This window comes from Variovorax sp. SRS16 (assembly GCF_901827165.1).
Classification (GTDB): Bacteria; Pseudomonadota; Gammaproteobacteria; order Burkholderiales; family Burkholderiaceae_C; genus Variovorax.
In genome coordinates this window covers 2,265,185-2,290,348 of the sequence record NZ_LR594666.1, presented here as the reverse complement: position 1 = coordinate 2,290,348, position 25,164 = coordinate 2,265,185, and the positions used below count along the sequence as shown (strand labels likewise).

Genomic DNA, 25,164 nt, shown 5'->3' with positions numbered 1-25,164 from the left:
CCGTTGAGGACGCGCTCGATGCCGGCGGTGGATTCGCATGCCGGCATGGAGGTCCCCTTGTTCTTCGAGTTATTCGGCGACGATGTTGCGGGCCTTGATGATCCTGGCCCACACCGCCGTCTCGTCGCGCATGGCGGCGGCGAACTCGGCCGGCTTCATGGCGGCGCTGGTCATGCCCTGCGTCTGCAGGCGCTCGCGCACATCGGGCTTGGCCAGGATCTCGGCCGCGTCCTTCGCGAGTTGCTCGACGACGGCCGGCGGCGTGCCTGCCGGTGCCAGCAGGCCGTACCACGAGGTCACGTTCACACCCTGGATGCCCTGCTCGGCGAGCGTCGGGATCTCGGGCGCGACCGGCGTGCGCCTGGCTTCGGTCACGCCGAGCGCGACCAGCTTGCCGCTCTTGATGAAGGGCAGCGTCGCGGGCAGGTTGCTGAACATCAGTGGCACCACGCCGCCGAGCACGTCGTTGAGCGCCGGCCCCGTGCCCTTGTACGGCACGTGCAGCAGGTCGACGCCGGCCTGTTGCTTGAACAGCTCGCCCGCCAGATGCAGACCGCTGCCCACGCCCGGCGAGGCGTACGACAGCGTGTTCGGCTTGGCCTTGGCCATCGCGACGAGGTCCTTCGCGCTCTTGATGCCCGACGCCGTCGAGGCCACCAGCACGTTCGGTGCCTTCGCAAGCATCGTGACCGGCACGAAGTCCTTCTCGATGTTGAACGGGAAGTTCGGCATCAGGGTCGGGTTGATCGTGAGGTTGCCCGCCGGGATCACCAGCAGCGTGTGACCGTCGCCCTTGGCGCGCTTGACCTTGTCCATGCCGATGTTGCCGGCCGCACCTGCATCGTTCTCCACCACCGCCGCCTGGCCATAGCGCTTGCCGAGGCCCTCCGACAGGATGCGCGCCAACGTGTCGACTGGGCCGCCGGGCGGGAACGGCGAGATGATCGTGAAGCGATTGCTCGCGAGTTGCTTGTGCGCGTCGATCTGCGCGAAAGCAGGCACGCAGCAAAGCACAGCGGCAAGCGCGGCGATGCCCGTTCGGAAAACACCGCGGAACCGGCTTTGCCGGGCCGCTGGTGTGGCCCCCTTCCAGGGGGTTGGCGCAGCGACACGAAGTGCGCGAAGACTGGGGGTAGTGAATTTTTTCATTTCTTTTCAGTGAGGAATTTGCCCTGGGGGCCTTCGACGTTTTTCTGACGGCGGGTATTGCCGTCGAGTCCGCCATCGACCGCCCATTCGGCGAACACGGTCGGACCCGGCTCGAACTCGCGCGGCTGCCATTCGGCGGTGAGCTGGTCTTCGTCGGCGTAGTACTCGATCAGGCCGCCGGCCGGATTCTTGAAGTACCAGAAGTACGCCGACGACACCGGATGCCGTCCCGGGCCGAGCTGCGTTTCCCAGCCGCGGCGCGAGAAGTGCAGGCCGCCGCCGAACACTTCATGGATGTCGCGCACGGTGAAGGCCACGTGATTGATGCCGCGCTTGCCCGAGGGCAGTTGCAGCAGGAACAGGTCGTGATGGCCGCCCTCTGGCGCGCAGCGCATGAACGAACCGCGGTTGGGATAGCTGTCCGATGCGACGAAGCCGAAGCGGTCGATGTAGAAGGCGCTGGTGGCGTTCACGTCGCTGACGAAGAAGACGACGTGGCCGACTTCGATCGGCGTGCCGCGCTCGTAGATCGGTGCGGCCTGGTTGATGCGCGGCTTGGCATTCCAGGTGTTCATCGCGCCGCAGTCGATGTCGACGGCGTGCTTGCGGCTGACCTGCAGGCGCACGGCCAGCCCGTTGGGGTCGGTGCAGCCGATGCGGCGCGCGCCCTCGACGATGCCGTCGACGAAGCCGGCGTCCTTGGCGATGGCGGCGGCGTAGCGGTCGAGGTCGGCGTCGCTCTCGACGCCCCACACCACTTCGCGCAGCGTGGGGCCTTCCTCGATGGCCGGCGGCAGGCCGGGCTTGTCCAGCGCAGCGACGGTGACGCGGCAGCCGTTCAGGCACTCGAAGACGAGTTCGTCGGCGGCCTCGGACTTCAGGGTCAGGCCCCAGTCCTGGAAGAAGGTGCGGCAGCTGGCGAGATCGTCCGCGCCGTAAGTGATCTGATCGATACCCAAAACACTCATTTCAATTTCTCCATTCCAGGAATACCGCGGAACCGGCTTCGCCGGGCCGCTGGTGCTGCCGCCTTGAGGAGGTGTGCGGCCACACGAAGTGGGCAAGCCTGGGGGTGCTCATGCTTCTGCCCAAGGGAGTGGTTGTTCGTTCGTGCCCCAGTACATGCTCTTCTGCTCCATGTACTGGAAGATGCCTTCGCGGCCCTTCTCGCGGCCGAGGCCGCTGTCGCGCCAGCCGCCGAAAGGCGTCGAAACGGAGAACTGCTTGTAGGTGTTGACCCAGACCGTGCCGGCCTGCACCGCGCGGCCCAGGCGCCAGGCGCGCTTGAAGTCGCGGCTCCACACGCCGGCTGCCAGCGCGTAGACGCTGTCGTTGGCCTGCGCGATCAGCTCCTCCTCGTTGTCGAAAGGCATCGCGACGAGCACCGGCCCGAAGATTTCTTCCTGGCTGATGCGCGCGTTGTTGGTCAGCCCCTCGAGGATCGTGGGCGTGTAGAAGTAGCCGCGATCGAGGCCATCTCCGTGCGGGCGCACGCCGCCGGTGCGGATGCGGCCGCCTTCGGACACGCCGAGTTCGACGTAGCGCTCGATGCCTTCGCGATGGCGTGCAGTGATCAGCGGGCCCATCTGTGTGCGCTCCGAGGCCGGATCGCCCACGCGCAGCGCGTTGGCGCCTTCGGCCAACCGGGTCAGGAATTCGTCGTAGATCGAACGCGCGACGAACAGCCGCGAGCCCGCGATGCACGATTCGCCCGACGAGCTGAAGATGCCGTAGAGCACGCCGTTGACCGCATGGTCCAGATCGGCGTCTTCGAGCACCATCGTCGGCGACTTGCCGCCGAGTTCGAGCGACACCGGCATCATCTTGTCCGCTGCGATGTGCGCGATGTGCTTGCCGGTGGTGGTGCCGCCGGTGAAGGACACGCGCTTGACCAGCGGATGCCGGGTGATCGCGTCACCGATGACCGCGCCCTTGCCCGGCAGCACGCTGACGATGCCCTTGGGCACGCCACCCTCTTCGCAGATGCGGGCGAGTTCGAGTGCCATCACCGGCGTGACCTCGGCGGGCTTGACCACCACCGCGTTGCCGGCGGCGAGCGCGGGCGCGAGCTTCTGCGCTTCGCTCGCGATGGGCGAGTTCCACGGCGTGATCGCGGCGACCACGCCCATGGGCTCATGCACGCTCATCGTCACGAAGGCGCCACGCGAAGGCGTGATGGTTTCTTCCAGCGTCTCCAGCGCGGCGGCGAAGAACTGGAAGGTGGCGGCGGCGCTTGCGACCAGCGCGCGCGTCTCGTTGATGGGCTTGCCGTTGTCCAGGCGCTGCTTCTGCGCCAGCGTCTCGGACTCGGCACGGATCAGATGGGCCACGCGATGCAGCACGGCGGCGCGCTCGTGCGGCAGCTTCTGTGCCCAACCACTGGTGAGGAACGCATGGTGCGCGCGGGTGATGGCTTCTTCCACATCGGCCAGGCTCGCAGCCCGCAGGCGCGCGACGGGTTCGCCGGTCGCCGGGTAGAGGCTCTCGTAGGCCTCGCCGCCGCCGAGGCGCCATTCGCCGGCCACGTTGATGGGGAGCAGTTCGGAGGAAATCATGGGGTGTCTCGCTTCAGATCGACAGCGCCGCGACGCGGTTGCGCAACGCGCGCACGGCGCTGTAGACGGTCAGCGCGGAAGTCTTGGGATTGGCAGCCAGCGGCTTGTTGCGCATGGTCAGTTCAAAGCTGCCGAAGGCGCCTTCGGCCTCGACCGTGTGGACGTTGTCGGTGACGGCCGGGTCGGCGATCAGGCGCACGTGCGTGCGGTCGAGGCCGAGGCCGGCCAGCGATACCGTCGCCGCGACGTTGGCGTTCTTCGGGTAGAGCGAAGCGGCCTTGCGGGCACTGCCTTCGAAGATCACCGTTTCACCTTTCAATCCGGCGAGATCGCAGCCCTGCTCTGCCGGCGTGCCCTTCCAGGCGTGCGGCGGCTTGCGGCCCGTGTAGCGCACGCTGTCGAGTCCGCCGACGCGGGCCGCGGCCAGCGCGTCGATGGCGCCGATCGCGCCGGCGATCAGTTGCACCTGCGTATTGCCGGCTTTGGCTGCGGCTTCGAGCTGCTCGGCGAGTCCTTGCGCCGAGAGTGCGCCCACCGAAGCCACGATGCACGGCATGCCGCGCTGCAGCGCCGGCAGGACGTGTGCTTCGATCGCCGCATGGCCGGCGGCTTCGATCACGAGGTCGATGCCCTGGACGGGCACGGACGACACGATCTGCGCGCCGGGCGCAAAGCGCTCGGCGACAGCCCGCGCCGCCTCGAAGGCATCGACCGGCACCACGATGGCCGCGACCGACAGGGCCGCGTCGTCGCGCAGCAGTTCGAGCGCGGCGCTGCCGATGGCGCCGCAGCCGAGGAGTGCGATGCGTAGCACGGGCATGCGCATGGCCTCGTTCACTTGCCCACCGCGCTGAGCGAGGGGATCTGCGTGATCTTGTTGGTCGGTGGGCCCGCGAACGCGCTCTTGAAGCCGCCGATCGACAGCATGTCGATTTCCAGCAGGAAGGGGCCGTCGGCGGCCATCGCCGCGTCAAGCCGCGCCGGCAGTTCGTCCAGGCTCTTCACGCAGGCGTGCGGCAGCGCGAGCGACTTGCACAGCAGCTCGTAGTCGGGCGTGTGCAGATCGGCATAGCAACGGCGGCCGCCGTACTGCGCGTCCTGGATGTTCTTGATGACACCGTAGCTCTTGTCGTTCATCAGCACGATGACCATGGGCGCCCGCTCCTGCACCATGCAGGCCAGCTCGCCCAGGTTGAGGATGAAGCCGCCGTCACCGGCCAGGCAGAAGGTCTTGCGGCCCGAGCCGGTCACCACCGCGCCGATGGCGGCACCGATGGCCATCGGCATGCCCTGCCCGATGCCGCCGCCGGTGGCGTGCACGCCGGCGCTGGGTTCGAAGACGCGCAGTTCGCGGTTGCCCCAGGTGCTGTTGGACACGGTGACGTCGCGCACCCAGTTGAAATTGCGGCCGGCCACGGCCTGGATCTGGCGCACGAGCTCGGCATAGGGGCCGAGTCCGTCCCGCAGCGTGGCCACGGCCTGGTCGTGCGCGGCGCGCAGGTCGGCCAGCAGCTTCGGATCGGCCCTGTACTGGATGGCTTCGAGGCGGTCGGCCAGGCCTTCAAGCGCGAGGCCGGCGTCGCCGCAGACGAAGGCGTCGCTGGCGTAGCAGCGGCCTTCGACGGCAGCGTCGGCGTCGATGCGGTAGAGCGGGCGCGGCAGCTTCAGCTCGTACTTGAGCGTTTCGTTGCCGCGCAGGCGCGAGCCCACCACCAGCATCGCGTCGCAGGTCTGGTAGAGGTCTTCGACGGGCTTCTGGATGTTGTAGGCGCCCAGCGAGCCGGCATCGTCTTCCGGCACGATGCCGCGGCCCTGCGTGGTGGTGACGACGCCGAAGCCGAGCTTCTGCAGGCGCCTGATCGCCGCACCCGCATGGCGCGCACCGCCGCCGACCCACAGCATCGGGCGCCTGGCGGCCGAAAGACTCCTGGCCAGCGCGTCGAGCGCCGCCTTCGAGGGCACGGCAGCCTCGACAGGCAGCGGCGAGAGGTCGGCCGGCATCGTCGTGAGCGCAGACTGGATGTCGATCGGGATCTCGATGCTGACCGGGCCAGTGGGCGCGGTCATCGCGATCTGCACCGCGCGCTTGAGCGTGCCGAGCACGGTCTCTACGCTGCGCACGCGGAAGGCGGCCTTGGAGATGGCCTTGAGCATCGTGAGCTGGTCGGGCGCCTCGTGGATGTACGACATGCCCTTGTCGATGTAGGGCGTCTCGATCTGGCCCGTGATGTGCAGCAGCGGCGCGCCGGCCGTCAGGGCCTCGACCATGCTGCCGGCGATGTTGCCGGCGGCCGGGCCGGTGCTGGTGACGCACACGCCCAGGCTCGCGGTGGAGCGCGCATAGGCGTCCGCCATGTTGCCCGCGCCGGCCTCGCCGCGCGCCGAGATGAAGCGGATCGCGCCACGCTGCGCGAAGGCATCCAGGATCGGCATGTTGTGGATGGAGATCACGCCGAACGCAGCCTTCACGCCGCATTGTTCGAGAAAGGCCGCGACGACGGCGCCGACGGTCACGGTGTGGGTGGGGTTATGCATGGCGGGAATGGCCTCCGGAGATGTCGATGTGGGCACCCGTCGTGTAGGAAGCGAGGGGCGAAGCAAGGAAAAGAATGGCGCGCGCGGCTTCGACCGGAAGTCCCAGGCGGCCGAGCGGAATGTGTTTGCTCTTCGCGAGCTGGCCGCTCCAGGCGGCCCAGTCCAGCGATTTGTCGTCGCGCGCCTCGAAGCGGCGGCGCCACTGGCCGGATTCGACGAGGCCGATGAGGATGCCGTTGACGCGCACGCCCTGCGGTGCGAACTCGGTGGCCATGGAGCGCACGAGGTTGAGCAGGCCGGCGCGCGCGGCCGAGGTCGCGACCATGTGCGGCTCGGGCTGGCGCGCGAGCAGCGAGTTGGCGCAGACGATCGAAGCGTCGCCGAGCACGACGCGCTGCGCGGCCAGTTGCGGCAGGAAGGCCCGCGTGGGATGGATCACCGAGAAGAACTTCAGGTGCAGCTCATCGGTCCAGGCCTTGTCCTCGGTGTCGGCGAAGGTCGATACGCGGCCCTGGCCGGCGTTGTTGATGAGCATGGAGGCCGGCCCGAGCGCCGCTTCGCTCTCGGCCGCGAAGCTCCGCACGGCGGCAGCATCGAGCACGTCGCAGGTGCGGGCGAAGAGCCTGGCTTGCGGACGCGATGCGCGCAAACCGGCCACGGCGCTTTCGAGCCGCTCGGCATTGCGGCCGCACAGCGCGACCGCCGCGCCGCAGTCCAGCAGCTGCTCGACCGTTGCCAGGCCGATGCCGGAGGAACCGCCCGTCACCACCGCCACGCGGCCGGCGAACGCGTGGGGCGAAAAGAAGGAAGCGGAAATGGTGGGCGCCGTCATGATGATGATCCGCGGCCCTTCAGGCGCGATGGCCGCCGCGCAACGCAACCACCTTGGCCGCCGGCGAATAGTTCAACAGGCCCGAGATGGCGTCGGCCGTCTCGCGCACACGCTGCACCATCTCGTCCATGCGGGCTTCCTCGATGTGGCCCGAGGTGATGGTCGCGCCCAGCGCCGCCACGATGTGGCCGCTGTGGTCGCGCACCGGCGCGGCGATGCTGGAGATGTTCGATTCGAAGAAGCCTTCGCCCAGCACGTAGCCGCGATCGCGGTCGCTCTGGACCATGTCGAACAGTTCGTTGACCGTCTTCGGCGTACTCGGCGAGAAGGTCTCGAGCTTGTCTTCGGGATAGAGCGCGCGCAGCTGCGGCAGGCTCAGGTCTTCGAGCAGGATGCGGCCGAGCACCGTGGCGTGTGCGGGCAGCCGCGTGCCGACGGTGACCGAGCTGGCGAATGGCGTGGGCGGTGCGACCTTGGCGACGTAGACGATCGAGCGGCCGTCGCGCACCACCAGGTTGCACGGCGTGCGCAGCTCTTCGCACAGGCGCTGCAGCAGCGGCGTGCCGAGCTGCGTGAGCTCCAGCGAGGCCAGGTATTCGAAGCCGAGGCGCAGCACCGCCAGGCCGAGCCGGTAGTCGCGGCCGCCTTCGGCGCGCTCCAGGAAGCCCATGCTTTCCAGCGTCGTGAGCAGGCGGAACACGGTCGAGCGCGGCAGATCGAAGCGGCGCGCGAGTTCGGGCGCGGACAGCGTGCGGTTCTCGCGGCTGAACTCGCACAGCACGCGCAGGCCGCGCTCGAGCGCCGGAACGTTGTAGCGGTCCGCGCCTTCTTCCATCACGTCATTGCCAAGGGTGGTCATAGGTTGCTGATTTCTGTTGTTCGTTGTTCGGTTCAGGACGCGAGCACGTAGCGCAACATCGCGGCGACGGTCTCCGGCTGCTCCACGTAGCTGGCATGCCCCGCGCCGTCCAGCAGTTCGAGCGCGACGCCGCATCGGATCGCCACCTCTTCGCAGGCGGCAGGCGTCGTGACGACATCGAGCGCGCCGCAGGCCACGCGGACGGGCATGGCGGGCGGCAGGTCGGCCTGCAGGTCGCCGCCGCACAGCAGTTCGACGGCCTGGCGGTAGCCGTGGTCGTTCAGGCGCGCCATGTTCCAGCGCACCCATTGGCGGGCCAGTTCGCTCGCGTTGTCCGATACCAGGCGGCCCGAGCGTTGCGTGGCCATGCCGGCGACGCCGAGCCTGGCCAGCGTGTCGAGCCGTTCCGTGCGGACGCGCTGGCGGGCCTGCGCACGGGCGGGTGCGCCATAGCCACCGGCCGGGCTGATGAGCACCAGCCGCTCGATACGCGCGGCCAGCGGCGAACCCGCGCGCGCCGCGAAAGCCGCGGTGAGCGCGCCGAGCGAATGTCCGACCAGCACGCAGGATTCGATGTCCATCGCGTCGAGCAAGGCATGCAGCCGCTCGGCATAGTCCGCCGCCATCGGCACTTCGGGCACCACCGGCGTGGATTCGCCGTAGCCCGGCGCGTCCCATGCGATCAGGTGCGCATGCGGCTCGAGCAGCAACGCCGTGTCGAGCCACGAGGCCGCGCCCGAACCGATGCCGTGCAGACACACGATCACCGGGCCGGCACCGCACGCGCGCACGGAAACCACGCCGCCACGCACCGGCACACGGCGCGCCGGAAAACGCGCGTCGAGGCGTGCCACTTCGGACGGCGGCAGCGCGGAGATCATGGCGGCGTCGCTCATCGCGGTGCTCAGCGCTTGATTTTTGCGAGCGGGTGGTCGGCCGGATACGTCGGCGTCACCGGCTTCTTGGAACCGAGCATCACGCACATCAGAGCATCTTCGTCGCCGATGTTGATCTCCTCGCGGTACACGCCCGGCGGGACCGAGATCAGGTCGCGGTCGGTCATGATGGTCTCGAAGCGCTCGCCGTCCTTCTCGATGACGACCTTGAGCTTGCCGCGGATCAGGAAGAACACTTCTTCCACATCGGTGTGCAGGTGCGGCGGTCCTTCGTGGCCGGCCGGGATCACCATGGTCGAGAAGGTGAAGTTCTCGGCCGGGACGGTGTTCATGTCGGCGGCGACGCCGGTGCCCCCGGTGCCCATGTAGCGCATCTGCGCGCGGCGGAACTTGGGGTCGTGGTCGGCCTGGAACTTGAGCGCGTTCCAATCGTACTTGCGCGTCGAATAGCGCGCGATGCGGGTGTTCATCCACGCGTCGAGGCTGGCGCCTTCGGGGCGCGCCCAGCTCGGCGCTTCGTCGATGTTTTGTTGTTCGGACAGATCGCTCATCAGGGTTCTCCTTGGTCGAAAAATCAGTGCATCACGAAGCCGCCGTTGACGGCGAGCAACTGGCCGGTCACGAAACGCGACAGGCCGGACAGGGCAAACAGGACCGCGCCGCAGACGTCGACCGCCTGCTGCTCGCGCGGGATGGCGCGGCCTTCGAGGTATTTCTGGTGCCGCGCCATGGGCACGTATTCGGTGGCTTCCACCAGCGTGAGGCCGGGCGCCACGGCATTGACCGTGATGCCGTCGCCGCCCCATTCACGCGACAGCGAGCGCGTCATCGAGATGACCGCGCCCTTGCTCGACGCATAGGCCAGCAGGTTGGGCGCGCCCCACAGTGCCGTGTCGGACGCGAGGTTGACGATGGCGCCGCGGCCGCCCTGCGCCAGCGCAGGCTGGCAGGCGCGGCTCATGAGCCAGGTGCCGCGCACGTTGACATCCATCACGCGATCCCACATGTCGATCTCGAGTGCATGCGCGTCGCGGCCGCCCGAGTTGGTGATGGCAGCGTTGTTGACCAGACCGTCGAGGCCGCCGAGCGCGCGGCGGGCCGCAGCGGCGCAGGCATCGATCGATGACGGGTCGGACAGATCGACGGTCAGTGCCTGCGCTTGCCGGCCTGCATCGCGCAGCGCCTGCGCCTCTGTCTGCGCCAGGTCGCCGAGGATGTCGGCCAATACCACGGCCGCGCCGCTCGCCGCAATGCATTTCGCGAAGGCCAGCCCGAGGCCGCGAGCCGCGCCGGTCACCAGCACGCGGCGGCCGGCCAGCAGATTCGCCGGCAGTTCGGCGAGCAGCGCCTGCAGGCTGTCGGGATCTGGAATGGCTTTGATGTCGGTCATGATCGGGCGATGCTCATGGGGTGTTTCATCGTTGGTTTGTTTCACTAATAAAACAATGATTTATTAATGGAACGGCCAGCGAAGGATAAGTGGCCGACCTTGTTCCAAAAATAGGGGATAACCCTAGTCACGCGCAGCAGCCAGGCGGTCGCTACGCACCGTGTTCGCCGACGCCGCCGGCAGCGCGCGTCGCGTCATACACTGGCGGCCATCGCTTTCCCTGGAGGTCGACATGAAGCGACTCGCCGCTGCCGTTCTGCCGCTGATCGCCATGGCGCCGCTGCACGCGGCCACGCTCGAAACCCGGACCTACACGGTCGAGATCACGCCGATGTGCGGCGAGCGCGTGACCGATTGCGAACAATTCGCCTATGCGGGCACGCACAATCGGAATCGCAGTCGCCTCAACCTGGTCGGCAAGCCGGGGCAAGGCCCCTGCCCGCGCGGCAACGCGCCCTGCGATCCGAGGGGCTGGCAATTCCAGGACGGCGACGCGAACTACTTCGTCGGCCAGGACGGCTGGTTGGTCATGACGCGTGGCACGAAGACCCTGCTGCGTGAACATGGCACCTGGCGCGATTGAGCGCCGACACCATGCGCGAGCGCCTCACCCGCCGACGCCTGCTCGCATCGCTGCCCGCCGCAGCACTCCTGACCACCGCCTGCATCGCCATGAAACCATCGATCCGCCCGCCCGTCGTCTCCGCCTTCACGCCCAGCGGCAAGCTGCGCGCCTCCATCAACCTCGGCAATCCGATCCTGGCGCGCAAGGACGCGGCCACCGGCGAGCCGGCCGGCGCGTCGATCGATCTGGCACGCGCCTTCGCCGATCGGCTCGGCGTCGGCATCGAGTTCGTGGTGTTCGAGTCGGCCGGCAAGTCGGTCGACGCAGTGAAGGCCGAGCAGGCCGACATCGGCTTCTTCGCGATCGACCCGCTGCGCGGCGAAGGCATCCGCTTCACCGCGCCCTACGTGCTGATCGAAGGCGCCTATCTCGTGCGCCAGGATTCGCCGCTCCAGGACAACGCGGAAGTCGACCGCGCCGGGCGGCGTGTGATGGTCGGCAAGGGCAGCGCCTACGACCTCTACCTGACGCGCGAGATCAAGGCCGCGCAGTTGCTGCGCGCACCGACCTCGCCGGCGGTGGTCGATGCCTTCATCGCCGAGAACGCCGACGTCGCCGCCGGCGTCAAGCAGCAACTGGAGGCTGATGCCAGGCGCCTCGGTGGGCTTCGCCTGCTGCCGGGCCGTTTCATGGTGATCCAGCAGGCGATGGGTACGCCGGCCTCGCGCGGCGACGAGGCGGCCGCAGCGCTGTCGGCCTTCGTCGAGGAGATGAAGGCAAGCGGCTTCGTGGCCGATGCGCTGAAGCGCCATCGCATCGAAGGCGCGATCGTCGCGCCGGCCGCCTGAGGCGCGCGCCGCGCACGCTTCAGGCGTAGCGCGCGACGCCCAGGCCTTCCATGTCGATCTCGGGGCGCCGGCCGCCGATCAGGTCGGCCATCACGCGGCCGGTGCCGGCCGCCATCGTCCAGCCCAGCGTGCCGTGGCCGGTGGCCAGCAGCAGCCTGGCGATCGGCGTGGTGCCGAGGATGGGCGTGCCGTCGGGTGTCATCGGGCGCAGGCCGGTCCAGAACTCGGCGCCCTTCACGCTGCCGCCCTGCGGGAACAGATCCGTGACCACGTGCTCCAGCGTGTCGCGCCGGCGATCGTCCAGCGCCAGGTCGTAGCCCGAGAGCTGCGCCGTGCCGCCGACCCGGATGCGCTCGCCCAGGCGCGTGACCGCGACCTTGAAAGTTTCGTCCATCACGGTGGATTCGGGCGCGCCCGCCGCATCGCCGATCGGCAGCGTGATCGAGAAACCCTTGACCGGATAGACCGGCAGCCGGATGCCCAGCGGCCGCATCAGCTGCGGCGAGTAGCTGCCCAGCGCCACCACGTAGCGGTCGGCATGGACCGGCCCCGCATCGGTGTGGACGGCCGTCACGCCGCTCGCGTCGTGTCCGATGTCGGTGATGGCGATGCCGAAGCGGAAGCGCACGCCCGCGGCCTCGGCCAGCCGCGCCAAAGCCTGGGTGAACTTGAAGCAGTCGCCGGTCTCGTCGCCCGGCAGGCGCAGGCCGCCGACGAACTTGTGCCTGACCGCGGCGAGCGCAGGTTCGTATTCGATGCAGCCATCGCGGTCGAGCAATTGATGAGGCACGCGATAGGCCTCCAGGATCCGGATGTCCTTCGCGCTGCCCTCGAACTGCTTCTGCGTGCGAAAGAGCTGCAGCGTGCCCAGCGCGCGCTCGTCGTAGCGGATGCCGGTGTCGGCGCGCAGCTGCTTCAGGCAATCGCGGCTGTACTCGGCCAGGCGCACCATGCGGCCCTTGTTGATCTCGTAGCGCGCCTGCGTGCAGTTGCACAGCATCGAGAGTCCCCAGCGCCACATCGCCGGATCGAGCATCGGCTTGATGACCAGCGGACTGTGTTGCATCAGCAGCCACTTGATCGCCTTCAGCGGCACGCCGGGCCCGGCCCATGGCGCGGAGTAGCCGGGCGACACCTCGCCGGCATTGGCATAGCTGGTTTCGAGCGCGGGCGCGGGCTGGCGGTCGATCACCGTGACCTCGTGGCCGGCCTGCGCGAGGTAGTACGCGACCGTGGTGCCGATCACGCCGCTGCCGAGGATCAGAACGTGCATGTCGACCTTCTCCTATCGAGGGTACAGATTAGAGCGCATGGCACGTGTCCGTAACCGGAGGTCACGCATCACTCACAGCCGCATTCTGACTGTATGATGGTATACCATATGATCAAAATCACATCGGAGGTAGAACCATGAACATGCTTCTGGCGCTGAGAAGCCTTATCCACGCCCGCCCCAACCGCCGCCCTGTCGCCATGCTCTCTCTCGCGGCGTGCCTGGGAGGGATCGCCTTGCCAGCCCAGGCGGCCTACCCCGACAAGCCGGTCACGCTCGTGGTGCCTTTTGCACCGGGCGGCAGCTCCGACATCATTGCGCGCAACATGTCTCCGCTGCTGTCGGAAAAACTCGGCCAGCCGGTCGTGATCGAGAACGTAGGCGGCGCCGGCGGCGTTGTCGGCACCCAGCGGGCTGTGCGCGCCGCGCCGGACGGCTACACGGTACTGCTCGGCTCGGGATCCGAGATCCTGATCAACAAGCTGATCAATCCGCGCCTGACCTACGACGCGACCAAGGATCTCGCACCCGTCATCTTCGTTGGCACCGGCCCGATGGTGCTGCTCGGCAAGCCGACGCTGCAGGCCAGCACCGTGCCGGAACTGCTGCAACTCCTGCGCGCCAAGCCCGGCACGCTCAGCTACGGTTCGGCCGGCAATGGCACGCCGATGAATGTCGCCGGTGAACTGTTGAAGATGCGTGCCGGCGTGTCCATGACCCACATCCCCTACCGGGGCGCGGCACCCGCGCTGACCGATCTGCTGGGCGGCCAGATCGATCTGGCGATTTCCACCTTGAGCGCCGCGAACGCCTACATCAAGGCGGGCAGCGTGAAGGCACTGGCCACCACCGGCGCCGAACCCTCGGAACTGGCACCCGGCATCCCTGCCATGGGCAAGCAGCCGGGCCTGGCGGGCTTCGACCTCAACGTCTGGTTCGGACTGTTCGTGCCGGCAAAGACACCGAAGGACATTGCCCAGAAGATCCAGGCGGCAGCCCAGCAGGTCCTGGCCGATCCGAGCTTGCGCAAGAAGCTGGCCGATCAAGGCATCAGCGTGTCCGGCGAGTCGGGCGAGAGTCTGCGCAAGTTCATGGCCACCGAGCAGGAAAAGTACCGTGCCGTCGTGAAGGCTGCAAACATCACCGTCGAGTGATCTTCCGACGGCCGTCCGAAGAATTCGATATCCCATCACACACAGTCCAACAAGGAGTTCGCATGGACGCAGGTATTCGCAAGATCGTCACCTATACCGAGGAATCCCGCATCGAGGGTGGCAAGGCCGCACAACGGCCGCTGACGCTCTTCGGTGTGGCTGCCGTGCTGGCCAATCCGTGGGCTGGCCGTGGCTTCGTGGAAGACCTTCAGCCGGAGATCCGGACGATCGCCCCCGTGCTCGGCGAATTGCTCACCGAGACCATCCTGCAGCGGGTTGGCTCCGGAGAAGCGGTCGAAGGCTACGGGAAAGCCGCCGTGGTCGGCACGGCCGGAGAGGTGGAGCACGCCTCGGCGCTGATCCACACGCTGCGCTTCGGCAACTTCTACCGCAAGGCGGTGGGTGCCAAGAGCTACCTGAGTTTCACCAACGTCCGCGGTGGCCCGAACTGCTCGATCGCCATCCCCATGATGCACAAGCACGACGAAGGCATGCGCTCCCACTACCTGACGCTGCAGTTCGCCATCAACGACGCGCCGGCGCCGGACGAGATCGTGGTGGCACTGGGTGCCTCGATCGGTGGCCGCCCGCACCATCGCATCGGCGACCGCTATCAGGACCTCAAGGAGCTGGGCAGCAATGACGCCTGAGCGCGGCACGGAAGTTTCTCTCACACCGGATGGCACGGCCTTTGCCGTTGCCGGCGGCGGCGAGCCTCTGGTTCTCGTGCACGGCGTCGGCATGCAGCACGGCGTGTGGGCGCCTCAGATCGCCGCCCTGGCACGCAAGCACCAGGTGGTGGTGTATGACATGCTCGGCCACGGCGCCAGCCGCCTGCCGCCGCCAGGCGCGACGCTGGCCGACTATGCGGCGCAGCTCGAAGCGCTGCTCGATCACCTGGGCATCGCCGCGGCCAACGTGGCCGGCCATTCGATGGGCGCCCTGGTCGTACTCGAATTCGCGCTGCGCCACCCCGCGCGCGCCCTGCGCGTGGCGGCGCTGAATGCCGTCTTCCGGCGCACGCCCGAGCAGCGCACGGCGGTGCAGGACCGCGCCGCAATGCTGCAGCACACCGGTGTCCAGGCCACCCTCGGATCGACCATGGCCCGCTGGTTCGGAGATCCGGTCCCAGCCGCGCTGCAGGCGATGGCCCATGAGGTCGGCAGCTACCTGCAGAACGTTCAGCCCGCCGGCTACGCCCACACCTATGGCCTGTTCGCGTCGTCCGACGAGGCGCATGCCGGCCGGCTGCAACACCTGTCGATGCCCACGCTGTTCCTGACCGGCGAGCACGACGCGAACTCCACGCCCGAGATGTCGCTGGCCATGGGTGGCGAAGCGCCCTGTTCGACCGTCGAGGTCATCGCGGGCGCGCGGCACATGATGAACGTCACGACGCCCGATGCGGTCAACCAGAGCTTCGCCCGCTGGCTCGCCCGTCCCCGCATCGGATGAAGCCGGGCTATCGATGCAAGAGCGACCCGCACAGTCCGTCTGAATGACTCTCTGGACGTGAAATACTCGTGGCCCGGCAATCTTCTTTTTCGAGGCTTTCTCCATGGCTGCGTCTCCCGCTGATTCTCTGAAAGTCGACCGCAGCGCGAAAACGCTGCGTGAGCTGACGCTGGAGAAGATGCGGGACGCCATCTGCAATGGGCGCTTCAAGCCCGGCGAGCGGCTGGTCGAGCGCACGCTGTGCGAGCAGCTCGACGTCAGTCGTTCCATCGTGCGGGAAGTGCTGCGCCACCTGGAGACCGAGGGACTGGTCGAATCCGGCTCGCAGCAGGGTCCGGTCGTGGCCACCCTGACGGCAGACCAGGCCGCACAGATCTACGAGATCCGCGCCCTGCTTGAAGGACACGCCGCCCGCACTTGCGCCGAGAAGGGCAGCCCGGCGGCCATCAAGCGGCTGGTGACCCTGAACGCCGCCACCCAGGCGGCATTCCGCAAGGGCGACCTCCATGAAGTCATGGTGCGCACCACGGCGTTCTACGAAGCGCTCTTCAAGGAAGCCGGCCTGGCCATGGCGTGGGAAGTGGTGCAGTCGCTCAACGCGCGGATCAACCGGCTGCGTGCCCTGACCATCAGCGCCAGCGGACGCAGGAAGGAAGCGTCGGCCGAGATGAGCCGCATCGTCGAAGCGCTGCAGAAGCGCGACCCGCAGGCCGCGCAGGAAGCGTCGCAGGACCACGTGCGCCGCGTGGCGCAAATCGCCGCCGAGCGCCTGCGCGAAGCCGGCCCCTGACATGCGCGAGGGGCAGGCAGCGAATGGTCGCCCTCTCCGACGTGAAGCCGTCGTCTACAAACCCATCGCAGAGAGCAGTTGCGATGCCGGCCATCGCTCGCCGCGCTCGGGCCAGGCTTCCAGCAACTCGACCATCTTCGCATTGCGCGGGGCCGCACCGCCATGCGCCTCGGCGAGCCGCGCGACCTCGCCGCAGAAGGCATCGATCTCGGTGCGCCGGCCGAGTGCGAGGTCGTCCGCCATGCTGGAGCGCGCCTTGGCATCGATGCGCAGCATGCGCGCGGCGACCAGCTTGAACAATGGCGTCGGCAGCCGCAGGATGGACGGCATGCGGTGCGCCGGCACGGCGCCGAGCTGTGCCGGCTCGATGCCCGCGCGCCGCAAGGCATCGAGCGCCTCGTCCATCAGTGCGGCGAGGCAGCGCCGGTAGCCGCGCTGCAGCAGCTCGTCGCGCAGCGGCAGGCCCGACAGCGCATTGACCGGGTTGTTGAGATTGAGCAGCAGCTTGCCCCACTGGATCGGCCGCAGGTCCGCATGCTGGTCGAGCGGAACGCCGGCGCGCTCGAACACCGCGGTCCACGGCGCGAGCGCCGGATCGGCCTGCACCGCCAGGCGGCCGACGGTGCCGCGATGAAAGGCGCCGGGCCCGATCTCCGCCACGTTGTACGGCACCATCGCCGGCAGCACGCGCAGGCCGGGCGCGGCCTCGGCGGCGATCGCCGCGTTCGAGATGCCGTTCTGCAACGACACGACCAGCGTGCCCGCCGGCAGCACCGATGCGAGCTCGGCCGCAGCTTCGGCGGTCGCGCCGCTCTTGACGGCCAGCAGCACCAAGGCCGGCCGCAGTCCCGCTGGCACGCCGTCCGCAAGCAGCAGCCGATCGGCCGGGACGTGGTGCCGCGCGCCGTCGAGATCGCTCACCGTGAGACCCTGCGCGGCCAGCGCATCCAGCACGCGGGGTCGTCCGATGAAAGCGACGCGCACGCCCGCCGCCAGCAGGCTGCCGCCGACGAAGCAGCCGATGGTGCCGGCGCCCATCACGAGGATGTCGACGGGGACGGCGTCAGACATGGGGCCGATCGAATGCCTGTCGCAGCAGCGCGCGCACGCGCTCGTAGGCCTGTGCACGCGCGGCCGGATTGGCACCGGCGTGCACGCCCTGACCCGGATGGACGCCATTGGGCACGTCGGCGCGCAGCCGCACCTGGCCTACGGGATTGTCGAAATCGTGGAAGCTGTCCGGATAGACGACGACCTCCGCATCCACGGCCTTGCCGAGCTCGATGCAGGGAGCGGCCGGTGTCCAGTCGTCGTCGGCACCGATCATCACGGTGAGCCGCGTGTCGGGGCGATAGCCCGACTTCAGCGCCGCCGAACAGCCCGGATAGAAAGCGATCGCGGTGGCGAAGCGAAGCGGCTCGGCCATCACGTCGCGCCGCGTCGCGTCGGTGGCCGCCAGCACCGCGCTGCCACCGTGCGACCAGCCCAGCAATGCCACCTTGCGCGCATCGGCCCACGGCTGCGCCGCGACCCAATCCAGCGATGCCAGCACGTCACGGCGCCGCTCCGTCTGGCCGAGCGCCCGCGCTCCGAAGCGCTGCGTGCAGATCTCATGCACGCCGCGTGATGTGAAGCTGTCGGGAAACAACACTGCATAACCCTGGTCGACGAGCATGTCACCCATGGCCTGATGGCGCGCATTGAGCTCGCCCTTGCGCGATCCCGCCGTGGCGTAGAGCCCGCCGCAGCCGTGCAATGCGATGACGGTGCCTTGCGGCGGCGTTGCCGGCAGCATCAGCCAGCCGCTGAGCCGCAGGCCATCCCGGCCATCGAAGCTCACGGCTTGCGCAGGGTAGGCCGCGACGGCGCCGCAGAAAACGAGGGAGGCGAGTGAAGCAAGCAGCACGCCGAATGGGCGCGGCCTCCGATTCATCCATGCACACCGCGTAGACATCGACGTTGCGCGGCGCCGGTGTTCAGGCCCGTTGCGCCACCCAGGCCTGCACCGACTTCAGCGCAGCCGGCAGGCCGGCCGCATCGGTGCCGCCGGCCATCGCCATGTCGGGCTTGCCGCCGCCCTTGCCGCCGACCTGCTGGGCAACGAAGTTGACCAGTTCGCCGGCCTTGATGCGGCCCATGGCATCGGCCGTGACGCCGGCCGCGATCTGCACCTTGCCGCCGTCGACCGCAGCCAGCACGATGGCCGCGGACTTGAGTTTGTCTTTCAGCTTGTCCATGGTCTCGCGCAGCGTCTTCGCATCGGCGCCGTCGAGCTTGGCGGCGAGCACCTTGAGGCCCTTGACGTCCACGGCCTGGGCGACCAGCTCGTCGCCCTGCGACGATGCGAGCCGGCCCTTGAGCGAGCCCACTTCGCGCTCCAGTGCGCGCACCTGGTCGAGCACCTGCGCGAGGCGGCCCTGCAGTTCGGCGGGCGGCGTCTTGAGCGTGGCGGCCACGCTGTGCACCGTCGCCTCGAGCTGCTGCAGATAGGCCAGCGCGTTGGCACCGGTCACGGCCTCGATGCGGCGCACGCCGGCGGCGACGCCGCCTTCGCTGACGATCTTGAAGAGACCGATGTCGCCGGTGCGCGCCACGTGCGTGCCGCCGCAGAGCTCGCGGCTGGAGCCGATGTCGAGCACGCGCACGGTCTCGCCGTATTTCTCGCCGAACAGCATCACGGCGCCGGTCTTCTGGGCCGACTCCATGTCCATCACGCGCGCCTGCGTCGCCTGGTTGGCGAGGATCTCGGCATTGACGCGCTGCTCGATCTCGAGGATCTGCGCCGGCGTGACACCGGCGTTGTGCGCGAAGTCGAAGCGCGTCTTGTCGGCATCGACCAGCGAACCCTTCTGCTGCACGTGCGCGCCGAGCACCTCGCGCAAGGCCTTGTGCATCAGGTGGGTGACGCTGTGGTTGCGCATGGTGGCGGCGCGGCGCGCCGTGTCGACGCGCGCGGTGACGGCATCGCCGAGCTTGAGCGCGCCCTGCGTCTGCGTGCCGTGGTGGCCGAACACGTCGGCCTTGATCTTCTGCGTGTCGTCGACGCCGAACTGCACGCCCTCGGCGATCAGCACGCCGGCGTCGCCGACCTGGCCACCGCTCTCGGCATAGAAAGGCGTGGTGTCTAGCACCACGATGCCGGACTGGCCCTCGTCGAGCTGTTGCACCGCCACGCCCTCGACGTAGAGCGCCACGACCCGCGCCTTCTCCTCGAGATGCTCGTAGCCGGTGAAGGTGTTGGCCGCGCCCGCATAGTCGACCGCACGGTCCATGCGGAACTTGCCGGCGGCGCGGCCGGCAGCCTTCTGCCTTTCCATCGCCGCGTTGAAGCCGGCCTCGTCGACCGCGACGCCGCGCTCGCGGCACACATCGGCCGACAGGTCGAGCGGGAAGCCATAGGTGTCATGCAGCTTGAAGGCCACGTCGCCCGGCAGCACCTTGGCATCGCCGGCCAGCGCCGCATCGAGGATTTCCATGCCGTTGGCCAAGGTCTCGAAGAAGCGCTCTTCCTCGGCCTTCAGCGTCTCGATGATGCGCTGCTGGTCAGCCACGAGCTTGGGATAGGCCGCGCCCATCAGCTTGACGAGGTCGGGCACCAGCTTGTGGAAGAAGGGCTTCTTCTGCCCGAGCTTGTAGCCGTGCCGGATCGCGCGCCGCACGATGCGTCGCTGCACGTAGCCGCGGCCCTCGTTCGACGGAATGACGCCGTCGGCCACCAGGAACGCGGTGGCGCGGATGTGGTCGGCGATCACGCGCAGGCTCTTGTTCTCGAGATCCTTCTCGCCGGTTTCGCGCGAGGCCGCCTTGATCAGCGCATCGAACAGGTCGATCTCGTAGTTGCTGTGGACGTGTTGCAGGATCGCGGCCAGGCGCTCCAGCCCCATACCGGTGTCGACGCAGGGCGCGGGCAGCGGCCGGACGCTGCCGTCGGGCTGCATGTCGAACTGCATGAACACGTTGTTCCAGATCTCGATGTAGCGGTCGCCGTCTTCATCCGGCGAGCCGGGCGGGCCGCCGGGGATGTCGGGGCCGTGGTCGTAGAAGATCTCGCTGCAGGGGCCGCACGGGCCGGTGTCGGCCATCATCCAGAAGTTGTCGGACATGTAGCGGCCGCCCTTGTTGTCGCCGATGCGCACCACGCGCTCGGGCGGCAGGCCGATTTCCTGGGTCCAGATGTCGTAGGCCTCGTCGTCCTCGATGTAGACGGTGGCCCAGAGTTTTTCGGCCGGCAGCTTGTAGACCTTCGTCAGCAGCTCGAAGGCCCAGGTGAGCGATTCGCGCTTGAAATAGTCGCCGAAGCTCCAGTTGCCCAGCATCTCGAAGAAGGTGTGGTGGCGCGCGGTGTAGCCGACATTCTCGAGGTCGTTGTGCTTGCCGCCGGCGCGCAGGCAGGCCTGCACCGAGGCCGCGCGCACATAGGAGCGGCGGTCGGTGCCGAGGAACACGTCCTTGAACTGCACCATGCCCGAGTTGGTGAACATCAGGGTCGGGTCGTTGGCCGGTACCAGCGAACTCGAAGGCACCACGGTGTGGCCCTTGCTCTCGAAGAAATCGAGAAAGGTCTTGCGGATGTCGGCGACGCTGGAAGTGGGCTGGCTCATCTTGGGTCTGGCTTTGCACAAAGGCGGCCGGCTGCGGGCAGCCCCTGCATCGAACCCACCTGACTGCTTGGTTTTCCTGAACGCGCGATTATAGGTTTGGGCCTTCGCCTGACAGCCCTTCGGCCCTTCAGCCCGACTGCAGGATCTCGACCGCGCGCTGGAACTGGAGATCCTGCACCGCACGGTCCAGCGCCGCGAAGCGCTCGCCGCCCAGCGATGCCCTGAGCGCGGGCCCGAGCGCGTCGAACATCGGCATCGCCAGCAGGCTTTGCCGGCGCAGCGTGTCGATCAGGCGCGCCAGCTCGCCCGAATCGACGGGCAGCACCGCAACGGCCTGCACCGCAGCGGCGCGGGTGCCGGCCTGGACGTCGAAGAAGGGTTGCGCCGCGGCCTGCAGCTTGCGCAGCGCCGCGCCGAGCCCCGGCATCGCACGTGCGGCACGTGCCGGGTCGCCAGCCCTGAGCGCGCTTTCGCCCTCGGCGGCCAACTGCAGCACGGCCTTGGCGCCGACCATGCCGGCACTCCCCTGCAGCTTGTGCAGCCGCGCCGCCAATGCAGCCTGCGCCGCCGGCGACGCGCCTTCCACGGCCGCGGCATCCGCGTGCGCCAGGTCGCCGAATTCGGCCAGCAGGCGGTGCAGCACGCTCAGCAACAGGTCGGTGTCGCCGCTCAGCCGGTGGAACGCATCGGCAGCGTCGATGCCGTCGACGAGCGGCCATTCCGCGGGCAGTCGAACAACGCTGGAAGTCGCCGGCCGCGCGGCCGGCAGCAGCGTTTCGCGCGTGCGCTGCGCATAGCGGCGCACACTGCGGATCAGCGCCTGCGCATCGAAGGGCTTGCTGATGAAATCCGTCATGCCCGCTTCGAGCGCGCGCTCGCGCTCCGCCACCAGCGCACTGGCGGTCAGCGCGATCACGGGCAGTTGCGCGAGGCCGAGTTCGCGGCGGATCAGGCGTGTCGCCTCATTGCCGTCGAGCGTGGGCATGTGGATGTCCATCAGCACGACGTCGAAGGCCTCGGGCGTCGCGCGCAACCGCTCGACCGCTTCGCGGCCGTCTCTCGCCAGGCTGACCTGGGCGCCCTGGCGTTGGAGGATGTGCTGGCAGACCTCGAGGTTGACCGGGCTGTCGTCCACCACCAGCACACGCACGCGCGCCAGGCGCAGCGGGCTCGCCTCGGCGACCGCCTCGGGCTTGGCCTTGGCCGGCAGCATGCCGGTGGCCGCCTGGGCGACGTTCTCGTGGGTGACGATCAGCGGCAGGATGACCCAGAATTCGCTGCCCGAGCCGGGCGTGCTGCGGACGCCGATCTCGCCGCCCATCAGTTCGACGAGCTGCTTGACGATCGACAGGCCCAGTCCGGTGCCGCCGAAGCGTCGCGTGGTCGAGGTATCGGCCTGCATGAACGGGGTGAACAGGCGGCCGAGCACCGAAGCCTCGATGCCGACACCGGTGTCGGTCACGCACAGGCGCAGCCGCACTTTGGACTCCACGCGTTCGAGCACCTGCACGTTCAGCCGGACCGAGCCTTCCGCGGTGAACTTGATCGCGTTGCTCAGAAGGTTGACCAGGATCTGCCGGATGCGCGTGACGTCGCCCAGCACGCGCGCCGGCAGATCGTCGCCGGCCTCCAGCAGCAGCGCGATGCCCTTGTCGCCGGCATTCACGGCCATCATCGCCACCACGCCGTCCAGCAGCCCGCGCAGCACGAAGCCGGATTCGTCCAGCACCATGCCGCCGGCCTCGATCTTGGAGATGTCGAGGATGTCGTTGATGACGCCGAGCAGCGAATTGCCGGCGGCGTCGATCTTCTGCAGGAACGAGCGCTGCTGTTCGTCCAGCGCGGTCTGCCGCAGCAGATAGGCCAGGCCGATGACCGCGTTGAGCGGCGAGCGGATCTCGTGGCTCATGTTGGCCAGGAACTCGCTCTTGGCCTTGTTCGCCGACTCGGCCTGGGCGCTGCGCTCGTTGAGCGCGAGGTTCAGGGCTTCCAGCTGCTCCTGGGCCTGCCGCATGTCGGTAACGTCCACCGCCACCGAGATCAGGCCCTGCACCACGCCGTCGTCGTCGCGGTCGGGGATGTAGTGCAGCCAGTAGTGAACGGTCGAGCCGGACGGAATGATCCGCGTGCGCGCGACGCGCTGCAGTTCGCCTCCGAGCGCGGCGCGGATGTGCGGTTCATTCTTCCTGAACAGCTCGGGCCCGAGCAGTTCCTGTTGCGAGATGCCGATCATCCGGTCGGCGGACACGCCCAGCCATCGCTCGTAGGCGCTGTTGGCGAAGGTGCAGCGCAGGTCGGTGGTCCAGTAGGCGACCAGGCCGGGAATGTTGTCAGTCACGATGCGCATGAAGCGCTCGTTGTTGCGCAGCTTCTCCTCGACCTCCTTGCGCTCGGTCAGGTCGATCGCGATGGTGATGAAGCCGACCACCTGGCCGTCCGTGTCGCGCAGCGGGCTCACGTTCAGATGCACCGGGACGCGGCTGCCGTCCTTGCGCACGTAGGTCCACTCGCGGGTGTGGGCCGGGCCGCTTCCGGGCGCGGGCGCGAACACTTCGCCCACGTCGAGCGGCCGTCCCAGCTCGGTGGTGAGGGCCATGGCGCGGCTGTGCACTTCGAAGGTGTCGTGGAAGCGGTTCATGCCGACCCGGTCCACCACCTCGGCCGCCGAATAGCCCAGCAGCGCCTCGGCAGCAGGATTGAACAGCATCACCAGCCCGTTGACGTCGGTGGCGATGATGGCGCTGGCCGCGCCGATCAGGATCGCCCGTTCGCGCGCCGACAGCGCCTCGAGCTGGGCGGTGCGTTCGCTCACCTGCTGCTCAAGGGTCGCGTTCAGCTGCAGGATGTGTGCCTTGCTGGCGTTCTCGTGGGTGATGTCGCGCACGGTCTGCGCGGCGCCGATCACGCGGCCGTTGGCCGAGCGGATCGGCGCGGCCGCCACCGACACCGCGACCAGGCGGCCATCGCGGTGCCGCCGGAAGGTCTCGAACGCGGCGACCGAATGGCCCTGGGCAATATGACGGATCAGGGTCTCTTCTTCCGTTTCGAACTCGGGCGGCACCAGCAGCGTCTCCAGCGACTGGTTCACCACCTCGGTCGCGGTGTAGCCGAAGATCTTGGCCGCGGCGCCGTTCCAGTCGGTGATCCGGCCCTCGAGGTCGCGCCCGATGATCGCGTCGGTGGAACTGGTCACGATGGCGGCGAGCCGCGATCGCTGCTCGTCGGCCTGTACCTTGCGGCGCTGCGTGAGCTGATGGATGTACGACAGCAGCGACAGCAGCACCACGAGGGTCGACACCCGTGCCAGCACCGCCCAGGGACTGCGCAGGTTCAGCTGCGTCGCGAAGGGCGGCAACGCGGTGACCTCGACCTGCCAGGTCCGTCCGAAGAGCTCGAGCGGCAGCGCGGTCCGCAGCGCGTCCGCGGACGCGGCGCCGGCGGACGCGAAGAAGGGTTCGGGCCGACCGGGACGGGTGGCGTCGGACAGGGTCAGCGCGAACTCGCCGTCCTGGAAATCGAAATCCTTCATCACGTCATCGATCACGAGCGGCGTGTAGATCCAGCCCACCGTCTCTTCATGCATCTGCCGCGCCGAAAGCGGCACGCGGCCTTCGCGCTGCGCCCTGGCAGCCGGGCTGCCGACCTTGTAGACCGGCAGCAGCAGCAACAAGGAATGCAGCTTCCGCGTGGCCTGTATCAGCGTGATCGGCGCGGTCAGCGTGGCCATGCCGCTCAGCATCGCGCGCTCCGCGGCCGCATGCCGCTCGGGCTCCGAGGCGATGTCGAGCCCGAACGCCGGATTGGCAGGATCGGACGGCTCCAGGTACTGGATCACATAGCGCTCGCCCTCGTTCGGCCCCAGCTGATGCACCTTGAAGTCGGGCTTGCCGTCGAGCCGTGCCGCGGCGACGAAGGCCGCTTCCTGTGCGACCGGCACGCGCCGGGCGAAGCCGAAGCCGTGCGCGCCCGGGTACTCGCGTTCGATGTCGCGCGATGCGCTGTACTGCGCGAAGCGCAGGCGTGTGATGCCGGTCTCGCCGCCGGCCGCGATGATGGCGCCGCGCGTCCCGCGCAGACCGTATTCGTAGGTGTGCATGCGCACGGCGAGGTGGTCGACCGCACGGCGGGCCAGCGCGTCGAAACGTGATCGCTCGAGTTCGTTGTTCTCGTGGACCTGCCACAGCGCCGCGACCACGGCAATGCACAACCCGATCGCGAGCCAGGCCAGTGAGCGGGCGAAGCGCCAGGACCGCACGAAGACG

General features: G+C 68.5%; 21 protein-coding genes. 6 read left to right on the top strand and 15 right to left on the bottom strand.

Going from position 1 to position 25,164, the window contains the following annotated elements; translation table 11 throughout:
- Positions 1-69: 69 nt before the first annotated feature.
- The 10 genes from E5P2_RS11080 to E5P2_RS11035 all read right to left on the bottom strand — a co-directional run bounded on the left by E5P2_RS11080 (position 70) and on the right by E5P2_RS11035 (position 10,216).
- Entirely contained in the window at positions 70-1,002 is a 933-nt protein-coding gene (locus E5P2_RS11080; protein WP_232080662.1) for a Bug family tripartite tricarboxylate transporter substrate binding protein, read from the bottom strand.
- Positions 1,003-1,145: 143 nt separating this feature from the next.
- The gene (locus tag E5P2_RS11075) at positions 1,146-2,117 is read right to left on the bottom strand and encodes a VOC family protein (RefSeq protein ID WP_162567126.1); all 972 of its coding nucleotides are present in this window, start codon (positions 2,115-2,117) and stop codon (positions 1,146-1,148) included.
- Positions 2,118-2,225: 108 nt separating this feature from the next.
- On the bottom strand, positions 2,226-3,704 hold the full coding sequence (locus tag E5P2_RS11070) for an aldehyde dehydrogenase (protein ID WP_162567125.1): 1,479 nt from the start codon (positions 3,702-3,704) through the stop codon (positions 2,226-2,228).
- Positions 3,705-3,717: 13 nt separating this feature from the next.
- Positions 3,718-4,524: an aspartate dehydrogenase gene (locus E5P2_RS11065; protein WP_162567124.1), complete on the bottom strand. Its 807-nt coding sequence runs from the start codon at positions 4,522-4,524 to the stop codon at positions 3,718-3,720.
- A gap of 14 nt (positions 4,525-4,538) precedes the next feature.
- Complete coding sequence (locus E5P2_RS11060; RefSeq protein ID WP_162567123.1) at positions 4,539-6,239, bottom strand: thiamine pyrophosphate-binding protein; 1,701 nt, start codon at positions 6,237-6,239, stop codon at positions 4,539-4,541.
- Entirely contained in the window at positions 6,232-7,071 is an 840-nt protein-coding gene (locus E5P2_RS11055; protein WP_162567122.1) for an SDR family oxidoreductase, read from the bottom strand. Before E5P2_RS11055 ends, E5P2_RS11060 begins: the two co-directional genes overlap by 8 nt.
- Before the next feature lie 19 nt (positions 7,072-7,090).
- A complete protein-coding gene (locus tag E5P2_RS11050; RefSeq protein ID WP_162567121.1) occupies positions 7,091-7,930 on the bottom strand; it encodes an IclR family transcriptional regulator in 840 nt (279 codons plus the stop codon).
- Between the two features lie 32 nt (positions 7,931-7,962).
- Entirely contained in the window at positions 7,963-8,826 is an 864-nt protein-coding gene (locus tag E5P2_RS11045) for an alpha/beta fold hydrolase (protein ID WP_162567120.1), read from the bottom strand.
- Between the two features lie 8 nt (positions 8,827-8,834).
- On the bottom strand, positions 8,835-9,377 hold the full coding sequence (locus E5P2_RS11040) for a cupin domain-containing protein (RefSeq protein WP_162567119.1): 543 nt from the start codon (positions 9,375-9,377) through the stop codon (positions 8,835-8,837).
- A 23-nt stretch (positions 9,378-9,400) separates the two neighbouring features.
- On the bottom strand, positions 9,401-10,216 hold the full coding sequence (locus tag E5P2_RS11035) for an SDR family oxidoreductase (protein ID WP_162567118.1): 816 nt from the start codon (positions 10,214-10,216) through the stop codon (positions 9,401-9,403).
- A gap of 160 nt (positions 10,217-10,376) precedes the next feature.
- Between E5P2_RS11035 and E5P2_RS11030 the strand changes: the two genes are divergently transcribed.
- Both E5P2_RS11030 and E5P2_RS11025 read left to right on the top strand, forming a co-directional pair.
- Positions 10,377-10,799: a hypothetical protein gene (locus tag E5P2_RS11030; protein WP_162567117.1), complete on the top strand. Its 423-nt coding sequence runs from the start codon at positions 10,377-10,379 to the stop codon at positions 10,797-10,799.
- 89 nt (positions 10,800-10,888) lie between these two features.
- Positions 10,889-11,629 (top strand): ABC transporter substrate-binding protein, encoded by a 741-nt coding sequence (locus E5P2_RS11025; RefSeq protein WP_162570446.1) that lies wholly within the window; start codon positions 10,889-10,891, stop codon positions 11,627-11,629.
- Between the two features lie 19 nt (positions 11,630-11,648).
- Here the strand turns inward: E5P2_RS11025 and E5P2_RS11020 are convergent, their stop codons facing one another.
- On the bottom strand, positions 11,649-12,902 hold the full coding sequence (locus E5P2_RS11020) for a D-amino acid dehydrogenase (protein WP_162567116.1): 1,254 nt from the start codon (positions 12,900-12,902) through the stop codon (positions 11,649-11,651).
- Positions 12,903-13,039: 137 nt separating this feature from the next.
- Here E5P2_RS11020 and E5P2_RS11015 point away from each other — a divergent pair, with 137 nt between their 5' ends.
- The 4 genes from E5P2_RS11015 to E5P2_RS11000 all read left to right on the top strand — a co-directional run bounded on the left by E5P2_RS11015 (position 13,040) and on the right by E5P2_RS11000 (position 16,301).
- Positions 13,040-14,056, top strand: coding sequence for a Bug family tripartite tricarboxylate transporter substrate binding protein (locus E5P2_RS11015; protein ID WP_232080661.1), 1,017 nt, complete (start codon positions 13,040-13,042; stop codon positions 14,054-14,056).
- Positions 14,057-14,118: 62 nt separating this feature from the next.
- Entirely contained in the window at positions 14,119-14,706 is a 588-nt protein-coding gene (locus E5P2_RS11010) for an amino acid synthesis family protein (RefSeq protein ID WP_162567115.1), read from the top strand.
- On the top strand, positions 14,696-15,511 hold the full coding sequence (locus E5P2_RS11005; RefSeq protein WP_162567114.1) for an alpha/beta fold hydrolase: 816 nt from the start codon (positions 14,696-14,698) through the stop codon (positions 15,509-15,511). The genes E5P2_RS11010 and E5P2_RS11005 overlap by 11 nt, the downstream gene beginning before the upstream one ends.
- Before the next feature lie 103 nt (positions 15,512-15,614).
- Positions 15,615-16,301 carry a GntR family transcriptional regulator gene (locus E5P2_RS11000; RefSeq protein WP_162567113.1) on the top strand — a complete coding sequence of 229 codons (687 nt, stop codon included), beginning with the start codon at positions 15,615-15,617 and terminating at the stop codon, positions 16,299-16,301.
- 54 nt (positions 16,302-16,355) lie between these two features.
- Here the strand turns inward: E5P2_RS11000 and E5P2_RS10995 are convergent, their stop codons facing one another.
- From E5P2_RS10995 to E5P2_RS10980, 4 genes are all read right to left on the bottom strand, one after another.
- Positions 16,356-17,372: a 2-dehydropantoate 2-reductase gene (locus tag E5P2_RS10995; RefSeq protein WP_162567112.1), complete on the bottom strand. Its 1,017-nt coding sequence runs from the start codon at positions 17,370-17,372 to the stop codon at positions 16,356-16,358.
- Positions 17,365-18,234: a dienelactone hydrolase family protein gene (locus tag E5P2_RS10990; RefSeq protein ID WP_232080660.1), complete on the bottom strand. Its 870-nt coding sequence runs from the start codon at positions 18,232-18,234 to the stop codon at positions 17,365-17,367. Before E5P2_RS10990 ends, E5P2_RS10995 begins: the two co-directional genes overlap by 8 nt.
- Positions 18,235-18,277: 43 nt before the next feature.
- Positions 18,278-20,902 (bottom strand): alanine--tRNA ligase, encoded by a 2,625-nt coding sequence (gene alaS, locus E5P2_RS10985; protein WP_162567110.1) that lies wholly within the window; start codon positions 20,900-20,902, stop codon positions 18,278-18,280.
- Positions 20,903-21,029: 127 nt separating this feature from the next.
- Positions 21,030-25,157, bottom strand: coding sequence for a PAS domain S-box protein (locus E5P2_RS10980; RefSeq protein WP_162567109.1), 4,128 nt, complete (start codon positions 25,155-25,157; stop codon positions 21,030-21,032).
- Positions 25,158-25,164: the final 7 nt, after the last annotated feature.